This window comes from Nitratidesulfovibrio oxamicus (assembly GCF_015731765.1).
Classification (GTDB): domain Bacteria; phylum Desulfobacterota; class Desulfovibrionia; order Desulfovibrionales; family Desulfovibrionaceae; genus Cupidesulfovibrio; species Cupidesulfovibrio oxamicus.
Map to the genome: position 1 here is coordinate 1 of NZ_VRYY01000176.1, position 20,715 is coordinate 20,715.

18 protein-coding genes and 1 pseudogene are annotated in these 20,715 nt (G+C 65.0%); 2 read left to right on the plus strand and 17 right to left on the minus strand.

What is annotated here, in order from left to right; translation table 11 throughout:
- From FVW20_RS07355 to FVW20_RS07395, 9 genes and pseudogenes are all read right to left on the minus strand, one after another.
- Nucleotides 1–357: pseudogene (locus FVW20_RS07355) on the minus strand (hypothetical protein); the annotation flags it as partial.
- 244 nt (nt 358–601) lie between these two features.
- Nucleotides 602–1,024, minus strand: a complete 423-nt coding sequence (locus FVW20_RS07360) for a VOC family protein (RefSeq protein ID WP_196608921.1) — start codon at nt 1,022–1,024, stop codon at nt 602–604.
- A gap of 22 nt (nt 1,025–1,046) precedes the next feature.
- Entirely contained in the window at nt 1,047–2,048 is a 1,002-nt protein-coding gene (locus FVW20_RS07365; RefSeq protein ID WP_196608922.1) for a CBS domain-containing anti-phage protein, read from the minus strand.
- A gap of 69 nt (nt 2,049–2,117) precedes the next feature.
- Entirely contained in the window at nt 2,118–3,071 is a 954-nt protein-coding gene (gene epsC / locus FVW20_RS07370) for a serine O-acetyltransferase EpsC (RefSeq protein ID WP_196608923.1), read from the minus strand.
- Nucleotides 3,072–3,275: 204 nt separating this feature from the next.
- Nucleotides 3,276–4,208, minus strand: a complete 933-nt coding sequence (cysK, locus tag FVW20_RS07375; protein ID WP_196608924.1) for a cysteine synthase A — start codon at nt 4,206–4,208, stop codon at nt 3,276–3,278.
- Nucleotides 4,209–4,406: 198 nt separating this feature from the next.
- A complete protein-coding gene (nifS, locus tag FVW20_RS07380) occupies nt 4,407–5,621 on the minus strand; it encodes a cysteine desulfurase NifS (protein ID WP_196608925.1) in 1,215 nt (404 codons plus the stop codon).
- Nucleotides 5,618–6,463 (minus strand): Fe-S cluster assembly protein NifU, encoded by an 846-nt coding sequence (nifU, locus tag FVW20_RS07385; RefSeq protein ID WP_196608926.1) that lies wholly within the window; start codon nt 6,461–6,463, stop codon nt 5,618–5,620. The genes nifS and nifU overlap by 4 nt, the downstream gene beginning before the upstream one ends.
- Nucleotides 6,464–6,672: 209 nt before the next feature.
- A complete protein-coding gene (locus tag FVW20_RS07390; protein WP_196608927.1) occupies nt 6,673–7,656 on the minus strand; it encodes an HD-GYP domain-containing protein in 984 nt (327 codons plus the stop codon).
- Between the two features lie 341 nt (nt 7,657–7,997).
- Nucleotides 7,998–9,014: an HD-GYP domain-containing protein gene (locus FVW20_RS07395; protein ID WP_196608928.1), complete on the minus strand. Its 1,017-nt coding sequence runs from the start codon at nt 9,012–9,014 to the stop codon at nt 7,998–8,000.
- Nucleotides 9,015–9,329: 315 nt separating this feature from the next.
- On the opposite strand from FVW20_RS07395, the gene FVW20_RS07400 reads away from it, so the two are divergent.
- Nucleotides 9,330–10,913 (plus strand): methyl-accepting chemotaxis protein, encoded by a 1,584-nt coding sequence (locus tag FVW20_RS07400; RefSeq protein WP_231038945.1) that lies wholly within the window; start codon nt 9,330–9,332, stop codon nt 10,911–10,913.
- Nucleotides 10,914–11,201: 288 nt separating this feature from the next.
- Here FVW20_RS07400 and FVW20_RS07405 read toward each other — a convergent pair whose 3' ends face one another.
- The 8 genes from FVW20_RS07405 to FVW20_RS07440 form a co-directional block, all read right to left on the minus strand.
- Nucleotides 11,202–11,672: an amphi-Trp domain-containing protein gene (locus tag FVW20_RS07405; protein ID WP_196608929.1), complete on the minus strand. Its 471-nt coding sequence runs from the start codon at nt 11,670–11,672 to the stop codon at nt 11,202–11,204.
- A 67-nt stretch (nt 11,673–11,739) separates the two neighbouring features.
- Complete coding sequence (locus FVW20_RS07410) at nt 11,740–12,948, minus strand: GAK system CofD-like protein (protein ID WP_196608930.1); 1,209 nt, start codon at nt 12,946–12,948, stop codon at nt 11,740–11,742.
- A 12-nt stretch (nt 12,949–12,960) separates the two neighbouring features.
- Entirely contained in the window at nt 12,961–14,103 is a 1,143-nt protein-coding gene (locus tag FVW20_RS07415; RefSeq protein ID WP_196608931.1) for an HprK-related kinase B, read from the minus strand.
- Nucleotides 14,100–15,053 carry a GAK system ATP-grasp enzyme gene (locus FVW20_RS07420; protein ID WP_196608932.1) on the minus strand — a complete coding sequence of 318 codons (954 nt, stop codon included), beginning with the start codon at nt 15,051–15,053 and terminating at the stop codon, nt 14,100–14,102. The genes FVW20_RS07415 and FVW20_RS07420 overlap by 4 nt, the downstream gene beginning before the upstream one ends.
- Nucleotides 15,035–16,795: a PhoU domain-containing protein gene (locus tag FVW20_RS07425; RefSeq protein ID WP_196608933.1), complete on the minus strand. Its 1,761-nt coding sequence runs from the start codon at nt 16,793–16,795 to the stop codon at nt 15,035–15,037. Before FVW20_RS07425 ends, FVW20_RS07420 begins: the two co-directional genes overlap by 19 nt.
- A gap of 189 nt (nt 16,796–16,984) precedes the next feature.
- Nucleotides 16,985–17,257 (minus strand): amphi-Trp domain-containing protein, encoded by a 273-nt coding sequence (locus tag FVW20_RS07430; RefSeq protein WP_196608934.1) that lies wholly within the window; start codon nt 17,255–17,257, stop codon nt 16,985–16,987.
- A 170-nt stretch (nt 17,258–17,427) separates the two neighbouring features.
- The gene (locus FVW20_RS19695; protein ID WP_231038946.1) at nt 17,428–18,813 is read right to left on the minus strand and encodes a hypothetical protein; all 1,386 of its coding nucleotides are present in this window, start codon (nt 18,811–18,813) and stop codon (nt 17,428–17,430) included.
- Nucleotides 18,797–19,513 carry a GAK system XXXCH domain-containing protein gene (locus FVW20_RS07440; RefSeq protein WP_196608935.1) on the minus strand — a complete coding sequence of 239 codons (717 nt, stop codon included), beginning with the start codon at nt 19,511–19,513 and terminating at the stop codon, nt 18,797–18,799. Before FVW20_RS07440 ends, FVW20_RS19695 begins: the two co-directional genes overlap by 17 nt.
- A gap of 757 nt (nt 19,514–20,270) precedes the next feature.
- Here FVW20_RS07440 and FVW20_RS07445 point away from each other — a divergent pair.
- Nucleotides 20,271–20,715, plus strand: a 445-nt coding sequence (locus FVW20_RS07445; protein ID WP_231038947.1) for a PDZ domain-containing protein, incomplete at its 3' end; no start/stop codon positions are given.

Below are 20,715 nucleotides of genomic sequence, written 5' to 3' on the forward strand. Positions count from 1 at the left end.
CGGGCCCTCAGGCCCGCCGGTATCCGGCGATGGGTTGGCAAGGGTGATGTCCGGAAACGGCGCGCCCTTGGGCCGCTTGGGCATGCACGGCTCGCCGCGCAGGCGAAAGGACAGCAGTACACTGGTCCAGTCCCCCTCGCTGCCGTCGGCGCGGGCGGGTGCCAGCGCGTCGTCCTGCCGGGCGAACAGCCGGAACACCTCCACCCGTGCCCGGTGGTAGGTATCCGTTCGGCGGCAGCGCACCCCGCTGCGGTGGATGGCGAAACAGGTTTCGTTGATGGCGAGCAGACGGCGGGTTCCCGTGCAGGTGACGCCGGGAATGGTGACCATGGAATCGGCAAGTAGCTGGAACGGCATGTCGGTTCCTCCTGCTGATAGCCTACTTTTCCGGTAGGCTATTCGGAAGCGGAAGGCAAGGAAAATCGGACGAAAATCATTTGCATATGATTCGTTCAAATATGAATTGTTCCAGCATGTAGTGGTATGGATTGTGCATCCTGATGAAAAGATGAAAGAAAACGGGTTCCGCGCCATGTGCGCGGAACCCGTTGCGTTTCGGGATGGCAAAAGGGTGGGGAAGGCTGGGGCGGCATTTGCCCCTTCAGCCGAGGATGATCCGCCCGGCCTCGTCCAGCTTCAGTGAAGGCACGTGGGCCACTTCCCACGGGTGGCCGTCCGGGTCGGCGAAGTAGCCGGTGTAGCCCCACGGCTTGTCGCGCGGGGCATCCAGCACCGTGCCGCCCGCCGCCACGGCCTCGGCCATCAGCGCATCCACCATGTCCCGCTCGGCCACGTTGTGGGCCAGGGTAATGCCCCCCGGCGCGGGGCTGGCCCCGGCCATGCCGCAGTCTTGCAGCAGTTCATCGCGCGGGTACAGGGCCACGGCCAGTTCGCCCACTTGGAAGAACACGATCTTGTCGCAGTCCGGGTAGGCGGGCTTCCAGCCAAGGGACTCGTAAAAGGCCCGGCTGCGGGCAAGGTCGGCCACGCCAAGGGTCAGCAGGCTGATGCGGGGGATGGGCATGGTGGATTCTTCCCGGAGTTGTTTAGTTTGAATGCGCCGAAATACTTGTGTTTATCTTGTTCAGGCTGTTCAGGAACTGGGCCATCTGCTGCAATTCAGTTCTTTGTTCAGGGCTAATCCCGTCGGGATCGAAATGCATGATGTCGTTTCGAATTTCCCTGATTTTATGCAATTTTTTTATGAACGTGGTTTTATCGATCTGCAGGTTCAGTTTGCTCCAGTTTTTTTCATCTTCCATAGTGCGAAGATATTCTCCGAAATTCAGATCATCGATGGAATCAATGGGTCTGTTGTCGTCTCGGCTGCACGATTGTTTCAGGTCTTTCAGTAGAATTTTCTTGTTCAGAATTTGTCGTACATTGTTTTCTATTTGCTCAAGAAGAAGAAAAGGTTCAGTTATGGTTATGAACTGTGACGTTATGTCTGATGCGGTTATTATTCCACATAGTGTCTTGTCGTTTTTTTGTACAACAACAAATTCGTGTTCACATATTATCTTGATCGCCGTAAGTAGTTGTGTGTCCTGATGTAGTATTTTTATGTCCGTATTTATGTAATTTCGTATTTCTTTTGATGTGGATCCGTTTGCTAACGCTGTTCCTATGGTGTTCCACGAGACGTATCCATCTACGGTTCTCTCACCAGATACTACAGGGAGCTGTGAGAAGTCATTCATCATCATGATGGTGACGGCTTCCTGCAACGTCGAATTTTTGGATATCGTAGTTGGTTTTCTATTGGCAGCCTCAAGGATCATTATTTTTTTGATGGGATCCTGGTCTATCTTTGTTGTCGCCATTTGCTTATGGCGGATTGTTATCTCGGAATCAATCCATGCATCTACATAGCTCGGCTCGACTTCCACCAAGTTTTCTTCAAGGTAATGGTCAACCAGCTTCCTGCAATTAGATGTTCTTCGCGTGCACCCCACTGCCTTTATAAGGTCGCGCGGAGTAATGGGCGCAGATGTTATTTTGTTGCTTTTAATCTGGGCGACGATGGCGTCCAACTCTTGGGTGCTCATGATAGGCCGTCCTTATCTGATGAAATGATCTTGAAGGACATTTTTTTGCTGTGTGGCGAGGATCCGAGCCTACGTCCGCCCCACCAGTTCCTCGTCGGGCTTGGGCTTGGCTGACCGCTGCTGCACGATCTTGGAGCCGGGCGGCACGTCGTGGGTCACCCACACGTTGCCGCCGACCATGGACCCCGCGCCGATGGTCACCCGGCCAAGGATGGTGGCCCCGGCGTACACCGTGACGTTGTCTTCCAGGATGGGGTGGCGGGGGTTGCCCTTGATCAGCACGCCGTCGCCATCCTTGGGGAAGGACAGTGCGCCCAGGGTCACACCCTGGTACAGGCGGCAGCCGCGTCCGATGATGCACGTTTCGCCGATGACCACGCCGGTGCCGTGGTCGATGAAGAATTCCTCGCCGATGCGCGCGCCGGGGTGAATGTCGATGCCCGTGCGCGAGTGGGCCATTTCGCTGATGATGCGCGGGATCAGCGGCACCTCCATGCGGTACAGCTCGTGCGCGATGCGGTGGTTGATCATGGCCGCGATGGACGGGTAGCAGAACACCGTTTCGCCGGGGCTTTTGGCGGCGGGGTCGCCTTCGTAGGCGGCCTTCACGTCGCTGGCCAGCATGCGGCGGATTTCCGGCAGCCGTTGCAGGAACTGGATGGCCTTGTCGCGCGAGTGCAGTTCGCAGCTGCCGCATTCACGGGCGAAGTCGGCACAGGTGAAACACGCCCCACGCCGGATCTGCTCGGACAGGATGCGGAAGATGGAATCGAGGTTGGCGGCCAGGTGGTAACGCATCGATTCCAGGTGCACGGTGGCGGTGCCGAAAAAGCCGGGCAGCAGTGCTGCGCGCAGGCGACTGACCATTTCGGCCAGCGCCTCCAGCGAGGGCATGGGCGCGTCGTGCAGCGAGCGGTGATAGACCGCTTCGTACGATTCCGGCGCGCACAGCTCGGCCGCGATGCGTTCCAGTTCGGGCATGCCTTGCAGCGAGCGGGCGTCGAGGTCGTCGAGTTTCTTCATGCGCGTGCGATCCGTCGTGGTTTGGGGTGATGGGGGGGCTGCCGTGTCACGTCGGCGCAGGGGCTGTTTGTGAATCAGGATTTTCGTTCGTTGGCAAGGAAAACGAGCCTGTCATGAAGGGAGTATACTCTTCTCGTATTCGACCGACATGGCAGACGAAGTTTGACGTAGCCAACGGGCGAAAAGACGATTCAGAAACAGCTCCTAATCGGGCATCTCCGTAAACAGCGGCGTGGAAAGATACCGTTCGCCGGTGTCGCACACCACGAACACCACGCGCTTGCCCGCCATTTCCGGGCGGCGCGCCACGGCCATGGCGGCAAAGGCGTTGGCCCCGGATGACACGCCGCACAAGATGCCTTCCTCGCGCAGCAGGCGCCGGGCCGTGGCCAGTGCGTCCTTGCCGGGCACGCGGATGATCTCGTCGTACACGGTGGTGTCCAGCACCGGGGGCACGAAACCCGCGCCAATGCCCTGGATGGCGTGCGGGCCGGGCGCGCCGCCCGACAGCACGGGCGATTCGTCCGGCTCCACGGCGAATATTCTGACAGCCGGGTTCAGCTCGCGCAGCCGCCTGCCGGTGCCGGTCACGGTGCCGCCGGTGCCAACGCCCGCCACGAAGGCGTCCACCTTGCCGTCGGTGTCGGCCCAGATTTCCTCCGCCGTGGTCTTGCGGTGCACCAGCGGGTTGTCCGGGTTCACGAACTGCCCGAGCATAACCGCGCCGGGCGTTTCGGCCACGATGCGCTCGGCTTCCTCTATGGCGCCCCGCATGCCCTTGGAGGCCGGGGTCAGCACCAGTCGCGCGCCAAAGCCGCGCAGCAGCGCCTTGCGCTCGTTGCTCATGCTTTCGGGCATGGTCAGCACAAGGGTAAGGCCGCGCACGGCCGCCACGAAGGCCAGCCCCACGCCGGTGTTGCCGCTGGTGGGTTCCACCAGCAGGCCGCCGGGGGCCAGTTCGCCGCGCTCCATGGCCCCGTCGATCATGGCCAGGGCAATGCGGTCCTTTACCGAGGCGCAGGGGTTGTTGAATTCCAGCTTCGCCACCACCTCGGCCGCGCAGCCTTCGCTGACGCGGTTCAGGCGCACCAGGGGGGTGCGGCCTACCAGTTCCGTCATGTCGCGGGCGATCTTCATGCGAGCCTCCTGAGGGTGTCCGGCGCGGATGGCCGTGGGCGCGTGGTGCGGTGTTGCGCCCTGTCGGTTGCGAAACGGGGGAAGGTTGTGCCTTCCCCCGGAATGTTCGTCAGCCCTGGCCTGAAGTATGGCGATGTTCCCGGATGCCACAAACGCCCCCGCGCGTACAGGGGAAGGATGGCGGGCGGGATCACCCCGTCACGAACCGCAGCCCTGGCAGGCGCAGGCGGGCTTGCCCAGCGCCGCCTCCGCCTCGCTCCCGGCGCGGAAGGGCGACATCTCGCGCAGGCGGGCAATGACGCGCGGCAGTTCGCGCACCACATGGTCCACCTCTTCCTGCGTGTTGAAGCGCGAAAGGCTGAAACGGATGGAGCCGTGCGCGTAGGTGAACGGCACGCCCATGGCCCGCAGCACGTGCGAAGGTTCCAGACTGCCCGAGGTGCAGGCCGAACCGGAACTGGCGCATACCCCCAACTGGTCGAGCAGCAGCAGGATGGCCTCGCCCTCCACGTACTTGAACGAGATGTTGGTGGTGTTGGGCAGGCGGTTTGTCGGGTCGCCGTTGACGATGGCGTCGGGGATGGCGGCCAGCAGGCCCTGTTCCAGCCTGTCGCGCAGGGCGCGCACGCGGGTATTCTCTTCCGCCATGTTGGCGGCGGCAAGGTTGCAGGCCATGCCAAGGCCGATGATGGCAGGCACGTTCTCGGTGCCGCCCCGGCGTCCGCGCTCCTGATGCCCGCCGCGCAGGAAGGGCCGGTAGGCCGCCCCGCGCCGCACGTACAGCGCGCCGATGCCCTTGGGGGCGTGCAACTTGTGGCCGGACAGCACCAGATAGTCCACGGGCAGCTCGCGCACGTCAATGGCAAGCTTGCCTACTGCCTGCACCGCGTCGGTGTGGAAGGGCACGCCGCGCTCCTTGCAGATGGCGGCGGCTTCGGCCACGGGGAAGATGGTGCCCGTCTCGTTGTTGGCGAACATGATGGACACGATGGCCGTGTCCTTGCGGATGGCCTCGCGCAGTTCTTCAAGGTTCATGCGGCCCTTGTCGTCCACGCCCAGCAGGGTCAGTTCGTACCCGTTCTTTTCCAGGTGCTGGGACAGGCTGAGCACGGCGGGGTGCTCCACCCGGGTGGTGATGATGTGCTTCTTCTCGGGCTGGGCGGCCAGCGCGGCGCGGATGGCGGTGTTGTCGCCTTCCGTCCCGCACGAGGTGAACACGATCTCTTCCGGCGTGGCCCCGATGAGCCGGGCTACCTGTTCGCGGGCCTCTCGCACGGCGCGTCCCACCTGCCCGCCAAAGGTGTGCATGGACGAGGGGTTGCCGTACAGTTCGCTGAAATAGGGCAGCATGGCCGCAAGCACGGCCGGGTCCACGCGGGTGGTGGCGTTGTTGTCGAAGTATACGGTGTTCACGCTGCCGCCTCCTTGACCACGATGTTCTCGTCCACATGGTCGCGCAGGGTCTTTTCCACAAAACCTTCCAGCGTCAGGCGGCTGGAGGGACAGCTGGTGCACATGCCGCGCAGGGCCACGTAGACGGTGGTGCCGTCCATGTCCACGAGTTCGATGTCGCCGCCGTCCTGTTGCAGGCGGGGGCGGATTTCGCCTTCCAGCACCTTCAGGACCAGTTGCATGCGCTGCACGTTGGAGAGTTTTTTGGGCGCTGCGGCCAGCGGGGTTTCGCACACCGGGGCCTTGCCCAGTTCCGCGTCCAGCAGCTTTTGCAGTTCGCCCACGCATTCGCCGCAGCCGCCGCCGGCCTTGGTGTAGTGGGTGATTTCCTCCACCGTCTTCAGGCCGTTTTCGCGGATGGCGCGCACGATCTGCTCGTCGGTCACGCCAAAGCACTTGCAGACCAGCTGGCCCTCGTGGCTGTGTTCCACGGCGGGTTCACCGCGCCAGTTGCGGATGGCGGCCTCCAGCGCTTCCTGCCCCATGACCGAGCAGTGCATCTTTTCCTTGGGCAGGCCGCCCAGAAATTCGGCGATGTCGCGGTTGGTCACCTTCAGGGCTTCTTCCACCGTCATGCCCTTGATCAGTTCGGTCAGGGCCGAACTGGAGGCGATGGCGCTGGCGCAGCCGAAGGTCTGGAATTTGGCGTCCACGATGCGGTCGCCGTCGATCTTGAGATAGAGCTTGAGGGCGTCGCCGCAGGCAAGGCTGCCGACCTCGCCGATGGCGTTGGCGTCGTCAAGGGAGCCCACGTTGCGCGGGTTCAGGAAGTGCTCTCGCACCTTGTCGGTATACTCCCACATGTTGCTGTTCCTCCGGAGGGCGTTAGCGCGGTCGGCTGAGCACTGGCAGAGCATTGGGCTGAGCACTTGGCAGGGCACGGCGCGTCATTACCGGGCATATAACAACGCACGTCCGGCCGGGGAAGGGGCGGAGCGGATTTTTCCGGTCGGGATTGTGCCATGGAACAGGAGAGAACAAGGGGGGGCGGGCCTGCCGACACAGGGAGGGGCTACACCACGTTGGCGCCTGAAAGAATCATCACGAAGCGTTTGAAGATGTCGAGGTCGATCTGTTCGCGCATCTCGTTCATCATCAGGCGCAATACCTGGAAGGCGTTCATGGCAGGGGCGTAGGGGCGGTTGGACGTCAGCGCATCGTAGATGTCGGCGATGGTGATGGCCCGGACCGGCAGGGGGATTTCTCCGGCGGCGAGGCCGCAGGGGTAGCCGGTGCCGTCCAGTTTCTCGTGGTGGAACAGGATGCAGTTGATGGCGTCCTGCGACAGGGGCATCAGCGTGCACGCGCCCACTCCGAACACCGGGTGGCGGTTGACCTCGATGCGCTCGTCCAGCGTCAGCGCGCCGGGCTTGGCCAGGATGTCCGGGTTCACGAAGGTCTTGCCTATGTCGTGCAGCATGGCCCCCAGGCCGAACTGCACCAGGCTTTCCTCGTCAAAGCCGTAGCTTTGCAGGATGGCCTGCGAATACACGAAGACGTGCAGCGAGTGGGAATAGGTGTGGTAGTCGTGCGCCACCAAGGATGCCACGGTCTTCAGCGAATTTTCCAGCGTCAGGAAGCTGATGCCTTCGGTGACCAGGGCCAGGATGCGGTCGAAGGTGGCGCGCTTCAGGCTGCGGGGCAGCTTGCGTTCGAACACCTCCTGCACGATTTCGGTGGAGGTGGCGTAGAACAGGCGGGCGCGTTCGGGCAGGGGAATCGTTTCATCGGAAAGGATGCGCCCCAGGTACAGTTCGCGGTGTTCGCGGTACAGGGGGTGCTGCGCGCGGTGCACGTAGATGTGCTCCACCCCGTGCGCGCGCAGTTGCAGGCGATGGCGCGGCGTGAACTGTTCGCCTTCGTGGGCGTAGAGGACAAACCCCTTCTCCTGCCTGATGTACACGCCGAAAGAACCCGACATGTCAGGCAAAAGCATCGTGGTGGGCACCGCGAAGAATTCGGAGGGGTCCTGTTGCGCAGCCGATGCCTGTGTCATTTCCAAGAATTTCCTGGATGTTGCAGTGGTGCCGGACCGTTATGGACGCACCTCTCCCCTCGCAAAGGCATGACGGAAAGCACAGGCATTGTCAACTTTTTCTAGACTTTCTCTGCAGCGTGTGGGGATCGCAAGACTGGCAAGGGCATCGTGCCGGTCGGCAGGGCCACGGAACGTGCGCAAACGCGCATGCGGGCGGGGCTGCCAGATATGGGCTGGTCCGGTCTGATCATATCTGACCGGTCCGGCCAGTGCGGGGCTGACCAGTCTGGTCTGGCCCGGCCTTGCGGGCCTGGCCCGGCCCGCACCAGGCTGACCAGTCTGGCCCGGCGGGCACCGGATCACCCCATCTCGGCGCCGAAGCCGCCGTCCAGCATGGCCCCGGACAGCACCAGCACGAAGCGCCGGAACATTTCCATGTCCAGGGTGGATGCCATTTCCGAGCGCATGCGGTTCAGCACCTCGAAGGCGGACGTGGCCGAGGATGGCCCCCCGCGCGTGGAAGTAAGCGTGTCGAAGGTGTCGGCCACGGCCAGGGCGCGCACCACGGGGGGAATCTGCTCGCCCGAAAGCCCCGTGGGGTAGCCGGAACCGTCCATTCGCTCGTGGTGGAACAGGATGCAGTTGATGGCCTCTTGCGTCAGGGGCACCTGCGCGATGGTGGCCACGCCCTGGGCGGGGTGGGTGCGGTACACGGCCTCTTCGTCCGGCAGCAGGCGACCGGCGCGTTCGATGATGCTCTTCGGCACGCGGGTCATGCCCACGTCGTGCAGCAGGGTGCCTATGCCCACGCGGATAAGCGCCGCATCGTCCAGCCCCAGGGTTTGCGCCAGGGGCATGGTGTAGATGAGCACGTTGATGGAATGGGTGTAGGTCCTGTAGTCGTGCGCGATGAATTCGCCGAGGGCCCGCAGCGAATCTGCACTGGTCAGAAAGCGGATGGACTGGGTGACGAAGTAGTGCAGCCTGCGGAATGTTTCGCTGTCCAGGGGTACGGGCATGCGCGCCTCGAAGGCATCGCGCAGGATTTCGGTGGAGGCCCGGTAGAAGGTGCCCGCCCGTTCCGGCAGCGGAATGGACTCGTCCTGCAATATGGCGCCCAGGTTCTCTTCCACGTAGCGGGTATAGTTTTCGCGTTGTTCAAGGCGCACGTACACTTCACGCACGCCGTTCTCGAACAGGTTGGTGCGATGCCGTTCGGTGAAGGCCTCGCCCGCCGCGGCATACAACACCAGGGTGTTGCCCTGCCGCAGGTACACGCTGAAAGATCCAACGGCCTTGGGAAAGATCATCAGGGGCGATACGGGGAAGAAACGTGGGTCGCCAGCCGGAGTATGCGAAGGAATGGTTTCTTTCATGGGATGTTACGCAACGGACGCGAAAGTTGTCCGGAAAGGAGTGTGTTGTCGCACGGCGAACATACCGTCGTCGCGCGGTGAAGGAAAGGGCCTTGTGCATGCGGTCGGACAGGGCTGGAAACTGTGGGGATTTTCTTGAAAGGCCCCGCCCGCTCGGCTAACGTTTATTCCGGTTGCGCCGATAGGCAGTAACGTGATGCATGCCGCCAAATGCATCCGTTGCGGGCGCACGCAGCACATGCTCCCGGCGCGGGGCGGCGCCGCCATACGTGAACCGCCATTTTGCCGTGTCCTGTGACATAAGGAGATGCCTCGATGATGCAAGGGTTGCGCATCCGGACACTTGTCTTTCTGCTCGCACTCGTTCCTCTGGTCTGTCTGGGCGGTTTCGCCTGGCTCGGTTCCCTGGGCGCGGGCGCCATAACCCCCGGCACCATCTGGCTGGGCGGGGGCATCACCGTGGGGTGCGCGGTGATGTTGGCTGTTGCCCTGGCCTTTCTGCTGCACGCCAAGGTGGTCAAGCCTCTGGGCGAGATCACCCGGCGGCTCGACCTGCTGAAGGCCGGTGACCATTCCGTCTGTTTCGCCTGTGACGGCGGCGACGAGCTTGTCGAGATGCGCATCGCCCTTGACGGCCTTATCGGCCAGTTGCGCAGAAACCTTTCGTTTGCGCAGGGCGTGCTGAAGGGCATCGATACTCCCTTCGTGGTGGTGGACCCCAAGGAGGTGCTCACCTACACCAACTCCAACCTGCTGCACATTCTGGAACACGACGGCAAGCCGGAAAGCTTCTACGGCCAGAACGTGGCGCAGTTCTTCTACGGCGACGCCACCCGGCGCACGGTGTTGCGCGACTGTATCGAAAACGGCACCATCGCCCGGCGCGAAGTGGACCTGACCGGTCGCAAGGGCGGCAAACGGCGTATCTTCATCAATGCCTCGCCCCTGTACGACATAGAGGGCAAGCTGATGGGCGCGCTGTGCATCTATCAGGATCTTACCGACCTGCGCGCCCGCGAGGCCGAGCTGGAGGCCACCAACAAGCGCATCGCCGATGCGGCCCGCCAGTCGGAGGAAATTTCCGGCGAGGTGGCCCGTACATCGACCACCCTGGCCGGGCAGATGCGCAACGCGGGCACCCTGACCGACAGGCAGGCAGGCCGCATCGGCGAGACCGCCGCCGCCATGGACGAGATGAACAGCGCGGTGCTGGCGGTGGCCCGCAACGCCTCCGACGCCGCCCGCCAGGCCACCGACGCCCGCGCCAAGGCGGAAGCCGGGGCGGATGTGGTGGAAAAGGCCATGGCCGCCATCGACGAGGTGAGCTCCATGGCCGCCCGGCTGAAAGCCGACCTTGGCGCGCTGGGCACCCGGGCCGAGGGCATTGGCCGGGTCATGGAAGTCATCAGCGACATTGCCGACCAGACCAACCTGCTGGCCCTGAACGCGGCCATCGAGGCGGCGCGCGCCGGTGACGCCGGGCGCGGCTTTGCCGTGGTGGCGGACGAAGTGCGCAAGCTGGCCGAAAAGACCATGAACGCCACCCGCGAGGTGGGCGAGGCCATCCGGGCCATCCAGGAAGGCACCCGCGATTCGGTGGCGGGCATGGAGGCGGCGGTGCTCGCCGTGGAACGCTCACGCGGGCTGTCTGCGGAATCGGGCGCGGCCCTGGCGGAAATCGTCACCCTGGTGGTGGCCACCAACGATCAGGTGCACGCCATCGCCACGGCGGCGGAACAGCAGTCGTCCACCAGCGAGCACATCAGCAGTTCCGTGGCCGAGGTGCGCGACATCTCGGGCAAGGTCACTTCCGAGGTGGAGCAGGCCGGGCGTGCGGTGAGCGCGCTGGCCGACATGGCCGGGCAGTTGCGGGGCATCATTCACAACATGACCGCGTAGGGGCGCAAGCTCGCCTGACGGCTGAGGCGCCGGTCGAATGCGATAAGAGCGCGCTGCGGTCCTCATCCGCGCCATGCGGTCCCTATCCGTAAGGTTCGCTTCGCTTGCCTGACGGCTGGGGCATACTCCCGTCATGGCGGGCTTGTTTTCCTCGCCAACGAACGGGAATCCCCATTTGGGAACAGCCCTTCATGCGTCGTAGGTCAAGGCGTGGATTCGAAATGAAAGGCCCGCCCGTCGGAATGCTCCGGCGGGCGGCCTTCGTATCTGCGTCAGGCTGGGGCGGGGCTATTTGACGCCGGGCTTGGGCGCGTCCTTGGGGGCGGGCTTGGCCGTTTCGGCCTTGCCGTAGCTTACCGTGGATTGCGGGGCCGAAGGCGCAGGCTTGGCCGGGGCTTCGGCAGGCTTGGCTTCGGCGGGCTTGGCCTCTTCCGCAGGGGCGGCGGTGGGGCAGCCCTTGTCGCAGGGCTTCGCGGCGTCGGCCTTGGGCAGGTCGGCGGAGATGGTCAGCGGGTCCTCCACCACGGCGGGGGCCGCGCTCCATTCCAGTTCCAGCGAGAACTTCTGCTTGTCGCCCTTGCGGCGGGCCTCGATTTCCACGTTCACGTTCTGGGGCGGGGTGAGCACCACGGCCTCGCCGCCGCGCTCCACCACGATGCGCCCTTCCTTGAAGCCCCTGAGCAGTGCTTCCAGGTAGGCCACAGCGTCGGCGTAGGCCATGTGCTGTTCGATGCTCACCTTCTGCTTTTCACCATCCATGGGAATCCTCCATTCGGTTGGTAGCGGTTGTTGTCCGCCGGTGTGCACGGTGGCGCCCCGCCCGGGGTCAGCACAGCGAGAGCAGCACCGGATTGAGCAGGCGCTCGTCGATGTACGGGGCCGACTGGCGGCTTACCAGCGGGCAGTCCAGCACGCGGATGCCCAGGCTCTGCAACATGCCCTTGGGCACGCCGCCGGGGTAGCGGCCTCCCTTGCTGTCCACCAGCACGAAGTCCAGCACGTCACGTGGGGTTATGGCATCCGGCGCGTCGTTGCGCAGGTGGCGCAGCAGCCGCTCCACCTGCAATTCCAGCGAATGCCCCAGCAGTTCCGGATCGTTGCCGGTGTTGGGCACGAAGACCTTGGGGCAGCGGGTGGCGGCCAGCGCCGCGCCCACGCCCGTGGGCAACAGGTTGGCGATGATGCTGGAATAGAAGCTGCCCACAGGGTAGCACACCAGTTCCGCGGTGGCGATGATCTCGCGCACCTTGGCCCGCAGGCGCAGGTCCGCCGGGGTGGTGTCGTCGGGCGATTTGCACAGCCAGATATCGTCGATGCGGGCGGTGAGCGGCGGCGCGCCGTTCTTGCCGGTAAAGCGGTGCTGCCCCCCGATGATCCGGCCATCCGCCAGCTTCACGGCCAGGTGCAGGTCTGCGTTGGCGATGGGACGCACCACCCCGCGCACCTGCACCAGCTTCGAAAAGATGAAGATCACCGGGTCCAGGTGGCGGCGGTTCTGCAGGTAGCCCGATGCCAGCACGATATTGCCGAGGCTTGCCCCGCGCGGGTCGAAGCCGCCGTCCTTTTCCAGTGCGGCGTGGTCGATGAACGTGCCGATGTGCGAACGCACGATCTTGCGCAACGGGTCGGGTATGGCCCGGACAAGTGGATGCCTGCCCTGGGCCAATGCCGAAAGGGTATCGGCCAGTTCGCTTCGTCCGCCCTCTGCGGGCAGGCGGAAGGCGAACAGGCGGAATACGGCGGGGTTGCCGTGCAGGCTGCGATCCGCAAGGGCCATCAGCCGGTTGCGCAGGTCTCCCACGGCGGGCATGGCGAAGGTCTGGCGCAGCCGGGCGGAACTGCCGCCCGAGTCGAACGGGGTGATCAGGTGCACCGAGTTGTGGGTGTACCGGGCAAGGTCGGTGGAGGCGTCGCGCAGGGCCGTTCCCCCGCTGAAGAACAGGATGCGCGGCCCAAGGTCTGGCGCACGGGTGAAGCGTTCCACCTTCACCGGGTCTGGCAGGGTGACCTGCCGGGTCAGCAGCAGCCGGGCCATGCGTGACCGCTCCTACAGCGTGCCGACGGACAGGAAATGCATGCAGGCATCCGCCGCCGCGTCGAAGTCCACCCCGCCGGACAGTTCGATGACCGGCACCCCGGCCAGTCCGCGCGCGTACTCCGCGTGGCCGGGGTCCTGGTCCCAGCCGCCGGGTGCGGGCAGGTAGAACACCCCGGTGGATTTCATGAACGCGGGCAGGAGGTCGGGCCGCTCGTCCGCGCTGCCCATGCTTGCCCGCAGGGGTTCGCCGGTGTTGCGCCGCCAGTTCAGGATCACCAGCGCGTCCAGCGGGGCCTTCGGCATGAACCGCCCCGGCCCGAAGCAGTCGGCGATGATGGCGTCGTACTTGCGTTCCAGATGCCACAGGTCGTCGGGGGGCAGGACGGAAAGGGTGGTGCGTTCCTCTTCGGTCAGCACCGGGGCAAGGTCGCGGTTGGCCAGGATGGTGCCGGGGTTGATGCGCGGCTGCTTGGGAATGCCCAGGCAACGCGGGGCGGCGGTGCCGCCTTCCCGTTCCACCAGCACCCGGTCGTTGCTGACGAAGGTGGCCCCACGGCTCATCAGCCGCAGCGACAGCGTGGATTTGCCCATGCCGGAGAACCCCGCCACGGCAAGGCCGCGACCGGCATGGGACACGGCGGCGGCGTGCCCCAGCAGGCAGCCCCGGTTCAGCATCAGTTCCAGGTAGCGGTTGTTGATGAAGTTGACCACCTGGTTGTCGTTGGCGGTACAGGGGCCAACGGCCACGTTGTCGCCCCCGCCAAAGGCGAAGAGCATGCCCGTCAGCCGCTTGTGCACCATGCGCCCGTCCGGCAGGTCCAGGTACTCTTCCTTGATCTTGCGCTTGCCCGCGTCGGGTTGCCTGGCCATGAAGGGCAGGCCCCAGTCGCGGCGCGGGGCCTCGTGCGCGGTGACGCGGATGACGTCCGCCCCGGCGGGCACGCCGTGGTCCGCCACGTCCGGGGCCAGGAATTCGCCGAAATAGCGGGTCAGCTTGGCGTGCAGTTCCGGTGCGTTGGTGGCCACGCGCACGAACACGTCGTTGATGCGCAGGGCCAGTTCGTGCGTGGCGGGGTACCAGCCGCGCACGTCGGCAGCCAGCGCGGCGCGGGTCAGGTGCGGGGAGAGGGTGCGGGCGGCGGTGGCGCTCATGCGGCGGGCTCCATGGAAGTGGGCGAGATGGCGGGCATGATGGTCGGGGCGCTTCCGCAGCCACCGGATCGGGCGGTGCCAGCCAGGCAGCACTGCACGTGCTCCAGCAGCAGTTGCGCGGCATCCAGCCCGCTGGTTTCCAGGATGCCCCGGAACCCGCCAAAGGCCGACACTTCGAACACATAGGGGCCGGATGCGGTCAGGGCCACGTCCACGCAGGTGAAATCCAGCCCGAACAGGGCCTGCGCCCGCTGGGCCATGGCAATGACCTCTGCCGGGGGTTCGAAGGCGGCGTACTTGCCGCCGTTGACCGTGGTGGTGTTCCAGCTGCCGTTGGTGCGGCAGCGGGCATAGGTGGTCAGGTACCTGCCGCCCAGAAAGACCACGCCAAGGTCCTGTCCGCCTTCCAGTTCTATGGTCTTCTGGATGTACAGGATGGAATGCTCGGCCTTGTAAGCCGTGATCTTGTCGCGCAGGCCGGGACCATCCTCCAGGATGGTCATGCCCCGCGCCTTGGTGGAGTACAGCGGCTTGAACACGGCCCGGCCATAGTCGCGCACGGCTTCAGCGGCGTGGTCCACGTCCTCGGTGATGGTGGTGGGCGGCATGGGGATGGAGCCGGACTGCAGGGTGATGGTGCAGCTCAGCCGGTCCAGCACCCGCAACACCCGCAACGGGGCCGAGAACACGGGCAGGCCCCGCTCGTTGAGCAGGCGCAGCATTTCCAGCCGGTCCAGCAGGTCCGGCGAGTACCACGCGCCGATCTTCTTGATGATCAGCGCGTCCAGCGTGGAAAGGTCGGTGTCTTCGTACAGGCAGCGACCCGACGGCAGATCCAGCCGCACCTTGTCCATTTCGATGAGCAGTCGGTGGCCGGTGGCCCTGCCCACGGTGTCGGCCAGCAGTTCCGACGACCAGCCGCCCTTTGTCCCTACGACGCCAATGCGCACGGCGTATCCTCCCTCATGATGGCGTTGCCGCCGCAGTCAAGCACCTCCACCGGCAGGCGGAAGCTTTCCCACGTGCCGCGATGGGCCACGATGCGCTCCATCAGGTAGTGCGAGCGCAGGTACATGTCCTTGGCGAAATGATGGTTCAGTTCGAACCGGGTCGATGTGTACAGCGAGCGGGCCAGCGCAAGGGCAAGGCGCGCCTGGAAGGTGGCGTCGCCGCGTGCGGCGGCCACCCCGTTGGCGAACACCAGGAACTCGCGCATCACCCAGCGGATGCGTTCGCGCAGGGCGGGCTCGAACACCGGCAGCCGGAAGTTGGAGACCAGGAAGACCGAGATGTCCTGCACGTAGTCGCAGTCGCGCGAACGGTACAGGTCGATGAACCGCACCGCCTGCCGGGCGTGGTCGTAGACCAGGTTGTTCACGTTGAAGTCGCCGTGGATGAACACGGTGAACGGCGCGGGCAGGGTCTTTTCGATGGCCTCGCAACGGTCGATGAGCTGTTCGGTGGACAGCGCGCCCGTGCCGCACAGGTCCACCCCTTCGCGCCGCAGGCCCGGATGCACCTGCAACACCGCCTCCATGCGCGAACGCATCTGACGCATGAAATCGGTGGGCACGGGGCCGGGCGTGGCCGTCCTTTCCCAGATTTCGTGCAGGGTTTGCAGCAGCACGAACATGGCGTTCTGCAGGATTTCGACATCGCCGGTCAGGACGATTTCGTCCAGGGTACACCCTTGCAGGAACTCCACCAGCAGTGCGGCGGAGTCGTCGTCCTCGTGGTAGCCGAAGATTTCCGGCACCAGGTTGGGGAACAGGGTGGACCAGCGGGCGATGTTGTCCCGCTCCTTGATGATCTTTTTCTTGTTGCCCTGCTTGTAGATGGATCCGAGCCCGCCGGGCGCGGGCACGGGCTTGCCGTCTGGCCCCGTCTGCGCCGGGCCGCCTCCGCCTTCCGCGTCGCCGGTGGAGTTGCGCGCGCCCCGCACCCGTTCCACCCGGCCGATGCGACAGCCGGAACGGGTGCCCCAGATGGAACGGAAGTCGATGTCCGACAGCGAATCGCCAAAGCCGGACGTGGACAGCGTTTTCTGCAACGCTTCGAATTGCTTGATCTTGATCTTTTCGCCCAGCACGCTGAAGATCAGCGCCTCACCGACGTTCAGCAGGCTGTCGCCAATGCGCTCCAGATACCGGAAGATGAAGATGGTGGTGATGCGGTCGTGCACGCTGCGGCCATCGGACATTTCGGCAAGGATGCGGTGGAACACCGCCTCGTACAGCCGGTCCAACTCGTACTCGCTGCGGCAGATGGCCAGCGCGCCGGGCAGGTCTTCCTTTTCCAGTGCCGGGATGATGCGGTTCAGGCTGGCCTTGATCTCCGCGAAGATGGGGTCGTACTCGTCGGGGCGCAGCCTGCCGGGGTCGGAAAGGTGGGCCATCTGCCCCAGGATGTTCACGCAGAAGTCGGCGATGCGCTCCAGGTTCACGGCAATGGTGTGGATGGCCCGGATGCGGTGTATCTCGCGCCGGTCCAGCGAGTTGTCCGTGTGGATGCGCGAGAAGCATTTGTTCTCGATGATGGTCTTCAGGTTGTCGATGTAGTCGTCGCGCCCGGTGATGCGGTCGAACAACTCGCGCGTGGGGGCACGCATGAACTCGTGCGTGGCGCGCAGCTGGCCCGAAACCTCGAGCACCAGGAACCTGAAGTTTTCGCTCAGTCCTTCGAAGGTGATCATGTGCGCAGCATCCCGCCTTTGGAACTGTCCGTTGAAGAATGCGGTCGGCGGCGGTCGGGCCGGTGTTGACAGTCAGGCCGGCCTCGCCGGTCCTCTTGGCCGCGCCAGCCCTGTTGGTCGCAGCCGGGCCAGCCATGCCAATCGGGCGTGCCGGGGGTGGGGCACCGCCTCCGGCACGCCCGATTGGCATCAATTGCTGCTGACGGACAGTGTCCTGTCGGTGGTTTCCACGCGCGGGGCGTCCTTCCATTCCAGCTTCAGGCTGACCTTGCTCAACCCGCCCTTGCGCCGGGCCTTCACTTCCACCTGCAACAGGCCCTGCGGGTACAGTTCGATGCGTTCGCCGCCGGTGGACAGCACCAGGTGCTTGCTGCCCACGCCCTCGGTAAGGGCTTCCAGAAAGGCACGGATGGATTCGCAGTCCTGCAGTGATTCAAAGACGAACTTTTCTTCCGAACTCATGGGGGTCTCCTGTCTGCTTCGTGTATGCCGCCCGCCGGGGGACGGCGGCGTGCCGCGCGGGTGAAGGTCGGGTGACGCGGGTTACTTCTGGTGAATGCAGGTGGCGTGCGGGGCCGGGGGGGACGGGGCGGGCGCGGGGCGGTCGCCTCCCGTGCCCGATGCAGGGGCCGCTAACCCGCCAGACGTGCTCGATAGTCCCGAATCACGCTGGTGCGGCTCACTCCGGTCAGCGAAAGGCGCTTGCGCACGGCGGGGTCGTCCCAGGCTGGCTGCAGGCCCACCTCGCGGGCGGCCTTTTCCGGGTCCTGCTGTTCGCGCGGGCGGGTCTTTTCGCCCAGGTGGCAATCGTCGCCCATGAATACCAGTATCTCGCGGCGCGAAAGACCCGGTCCCCGGTTCTTGCGGTTGACCACGGAAATGAGGAATTCGGTGTACCGGCTGGACTGGGGATTCCACACCTCGTATCCGTCCACGTCGTATTCCGCGAGCAGGATGGGCCAGAACTGCTCCGGGTGCGGAATGACCACGCATCCGCCAAGGCCGTGTGCTTCCTCGATGAATTCGGTGGCCCGGTAGAAGTAGTCGAGCGGAAAGCGCCGCTTCACCTGTTCCTTCACCGCCTTCAGGTAGGCCTGCACCCGGTCGAGGAAGGTGTCTTCCCAGTCGCCGCGCAGCCCGTCGATGAAGTTGCGCAGCAGCTTGTTCTTGACCATGTCCTCGGGTATGGCCGCGCCGTGCGTTTCCAGCAGGCGGGCGAACTTGCCTGTCATCAGCCGGGCAAAGGCCAGCACGTCGTCGTCGGCGCCGGTTTCTCGCACGGCGGGCCCGGCCACGTTGTCGTCGGGCCGCACCACGGCGCGCACGTAGTCGTACAGTTGCGAGGCGCGGTACTTGCGGGTGTGGGCCAGCATGGAGCGCAGGGTGTGGGCCCTGTCGCCGGAGAGCAGTGAAAACGCGGGCTGCGGCGGGCTGCCGGGCGTGGTGCCGGTGGGGAAGATGGCCTCGGTGGGACCGGTCAGGCCAGTGGCGTCCGGTTGGCTGTGCGCCACCTGCGCGGCTTGTGGGATCGGGGTCGCTTGGGCGGTTGGCGGCATATGGGCCGCTGGCGCGGCTGGTGCGACAGGGGCCACGCGGCGGCTTTCGAAATGCAGCAGCAGCTGCACCTTCTGGTTGAAGCCGCTGGAGTAGCAGTCCACCTCCACCCCGGTGTAGCCGTCCCAACTGGTCAGCTCGTTGTGCTGGGTGGGAATGATCAGTTCGGACTCACGCCCCGGGAACATGGCCTCGATGCGCTGGCGGATCAGCCTCATGGGCACGAATTCCGGGTGCCAGTGCGTGGCCAGCACCTCGCGTTGGGATTCGTGCACGGACGGGGGCGTGGTTACCTGTTCCGCCTGCCAGGGGGCCAGTTCGGTGACGATCAGCGAGCGGAACAGGGCGTCCTCCTGCTCGGTGATGTCGTCAGGAAGGGCGCGCAGCCTTTCCTCCAGATTGGCGCACTGGCGCGCCACGGGTTTGACGATCTTCATGGCGGGCGACCTATTTGTAGCGGTCATGGCACAGCACCATGAGCCGGTAGAGTTCTTCCACGGCGTGGCGGATTTCCGGCGTGACGGGCGGTGTCGCGGGCGCGGCCACGGCGGCCCCGCCATCCCCGGTTGGTGCGGCGGCGGATTCTGCCGCGCCGGCAGGTGCAGAGGCAGGGGTGCTGCCCGTGTCCACGGCCTCCAGCGCCACGCGCAGGGTATCTGTGGCCTCGCGGTATGCCGCATAGTGCTCGTCGCCGTAGCCGGGGTACTCCACCATCAGCAGCGAATCGGACAGGAACGAGGCGGCGGCCTGCGGCGGGGGCATCACCCCGGCCTGCACGGCCTGGCGCAACGCCTTGAACGATGCGCGCATCCGCATTTTCAGCGACTTGTACGAGGGGCGCCCTCCGGCTCGGGCGGGTCGGGTGGAGTGGTGCGACCCTGCCGCCGCGTACGTGGTCGCCGTTCCGTCGGCATCGGCGGTGGCGGCTTCGGGCGTCTTGACCTTGAGCACCACTTCCATCTGGCCGAAGGCGTGCTTGGCGTTGAGCTTGAACTTGCGGAAATCTTCCAGTCCTGCGGCCAGCAGGGGGTCCGTTTCGCCGTCGGAGGCGGCATCAGTCGGGTGTGCGTTCGCATCGGCCCGCTCCAGGGCGTAGGCGATGCGCCGCAGCACGGAAGGCAATTCCTGCCGGGTGATGGAAAACGTGGTCTTTCTGCTGCCCATGATGCGTACCCCGATGGCGTGCGTTGCGTGCCGCCCCTTGTCCCTGTGGCCGCTGGTGGCCGCCTTGCTGGCGTCGTCACTGTCCGCCCATGCGTGGCGGAACGGATTGCGCTGTGTTCGCCCCGTGTGGCGGTTGCGGAACGTCGCCTTTCGGTCATGTACACAGGGCTGCGCCTGTCCTTGATGGCTGAACGGTGGCAGCAGTGTTACAATGATACTCCGAAAGTTACGTTTGCATGACGGTGGTTCCGTGCGCCGTTCCGGCGCGCGTGCGGTTCATCCCCGTCCTTTCGCCTGAGGCACGGCGGCGCCGCCACCCGTTGCGGCATGGAGCGTGCGTGGTCGGGCCACGCTGCGGATGGTGAAAGGTGCACATTGGACATGCGGCGGTGTGGCGGGGCGAATGCGTGCGTGTGTTGCAGTGTGCGCTTGCAGGGCACACTGTTTGCTTCACATTCCGGAATGCACGAGATCGGCATGTTCTGCCGTATTACGATGTGATGTCGTGGTGTGGTGATGTCATGCGGCCTGATGTTTCATGGAGTACTTGCATGAACTGTCGCGGCGCGGTATGCGGCGACAGCGGGGCAGTTGTCCCGCACAAGGTAATGTCCGCGTCCGGCGGGGGAAAAGATGCCCGCGCGGGGCAATGCGCCGGAATGGAGGTGGCATGACGATGGTTCGGGGAAGCATGCAGTGGCGTTCGGACGGCCTGCCGCGGTTTGCGTCGGCCCTAACGGCCCCCCTGTTGGTCCTGATGGTGTCACTGGCGCTGGCCCCTGCCTTGGTCGGTTGTGGCCGCAAGGCCGTGGCGCCGCCCCCTGTTGTCGAGGCAAGAAAGGAGCATTGTCCCCAACCGGTCGCCTCGGTGGAGCGGCGGATGTGCCAGCGCGAGCGGCTGTGGAACGTGGGCTATGCCCTGCGCGAAGCCAACGCCCCGCTGTGCGGGGGGCGCACCGTGCTGGACGACGGCGTGGTTGTGGTGAGCACGGACACGCTGGACGACATGCTTTCGCCGGTGCGCTGGGGCGATCTGGGTGCCTTCGTCGAAATGCGCCGCTGGCGCGACGCCTACGTGCGCGAGTACCAGTTGGACGGACGCCACCGGGTCATCAGCGTGCTGCGCGGCAGCGGGGGCGAGGCGGCGGGCATCCGCCCCGGCGACGTGCTGGTGGCGGTGAACGGGCAGCCCATGCCCACCG

Coding starts and splice junctions, on each gene's coding strand:
- FVW20_RS07360 (WP_196608921.1), bottom strand. CDS start 1,024: ATGCCCATCCCCCGCATCAGCCTGCTGACCCTTGGCGTGGCCGACCTT.
- FVW20_RS07365 (WP_196608922.1), bottom strand. CDS start 2,048: ATGAGCACCCAAGAGTTGGACGCCATCGTCGCCCAGATTAAAAGCAAC.
- epsC (WP_196608923.1), bottom strand. CDS start 3,071: ATGAAGAAACTCGACGACCTCGACGCCCGCTCGCTGCAAGGCATGCCC.
- cysK (WP_196608924.1), bottom strand. CDS start 4,208: ATGAAGATCGCCCGCGACATGACGGAACTGGTAGGCCGCACCCCCCTG.
- nifU (WP_196608926.1), bottom strand. CDS start 6,463: ATGTGGGAGTATACCGACAAGGTGCGAGAGCACTTCCTGAACCCGCGC.
- FVW20_RS07390 (WP_196608927.1), bottom strand. CDS start 7,656: ATGACACAGGCATCGGCTGCGCAACAGGACCCCTCCGAATTCTTCGCG.
- FVW20_RS07395 (WP_196608928.1), bottom strand. CDS start 9,014: ATGAAAGAAACCATTCCTTCGCATACTCCGGCTGGCGACCCACGTTTC.
- FVW20_RS07400 (WP_231038945.1), top strand. CDS start 9,330: ATGATGCAAGGGTTGCGCATCCGGACACTTGTCTTTCTGCTCGCACTC.
- FVW20_RS07405 (WP_196608929.1), bottom strand. CDS start 11,672: ATGGATGGTGAAAAGCAGAAGGTGAGCATCGAACAGCACATGGCCTAC.
- FVW20_RS07410 (WP_196608930.1), bottom strand. CDS start 12,948: ATGGCCCGGCTGCTGCTGACCCGGCAGGTCACCCTGCCAGACCCGGTG.
- FVW20_RS07415 (WP_196608931.1), bottom strand. CDS start 14,103: ATGAGCGCCACCGCCGCCCGCACCCTCTCCCCGCACCTGACCCGCGCC.
- FVW20_RS07425 (WP_196608933.1), bottom strand. CDS start 16,795: ATGATCACCTTCGAAGGACTGAGCGAAAACTTCAGGTTCCTGGTGCTC.
- FVW20_RS07430 (WP_196608934.1), bottom strand. CDS start 17,257: ATGAGTTCGGAAGAAAAGTTCGTCTTTGAATCACTGCAGGACTGCGAA.
- FVW20_RS19695 (WP_231038946.1), bottom strand. CDS start 18,813: ATGACCGCTACAAATAGGTCGCCCGCCATGAAGATCGTCAAACCCGTG.
- FVW20_RS07440 (WP_196608935.1), bottom strand. CDS start 19,513: ATGGGCAGCAGAAAGACCACGTTTTCCATCACCCGGCAGGAATTGCCT.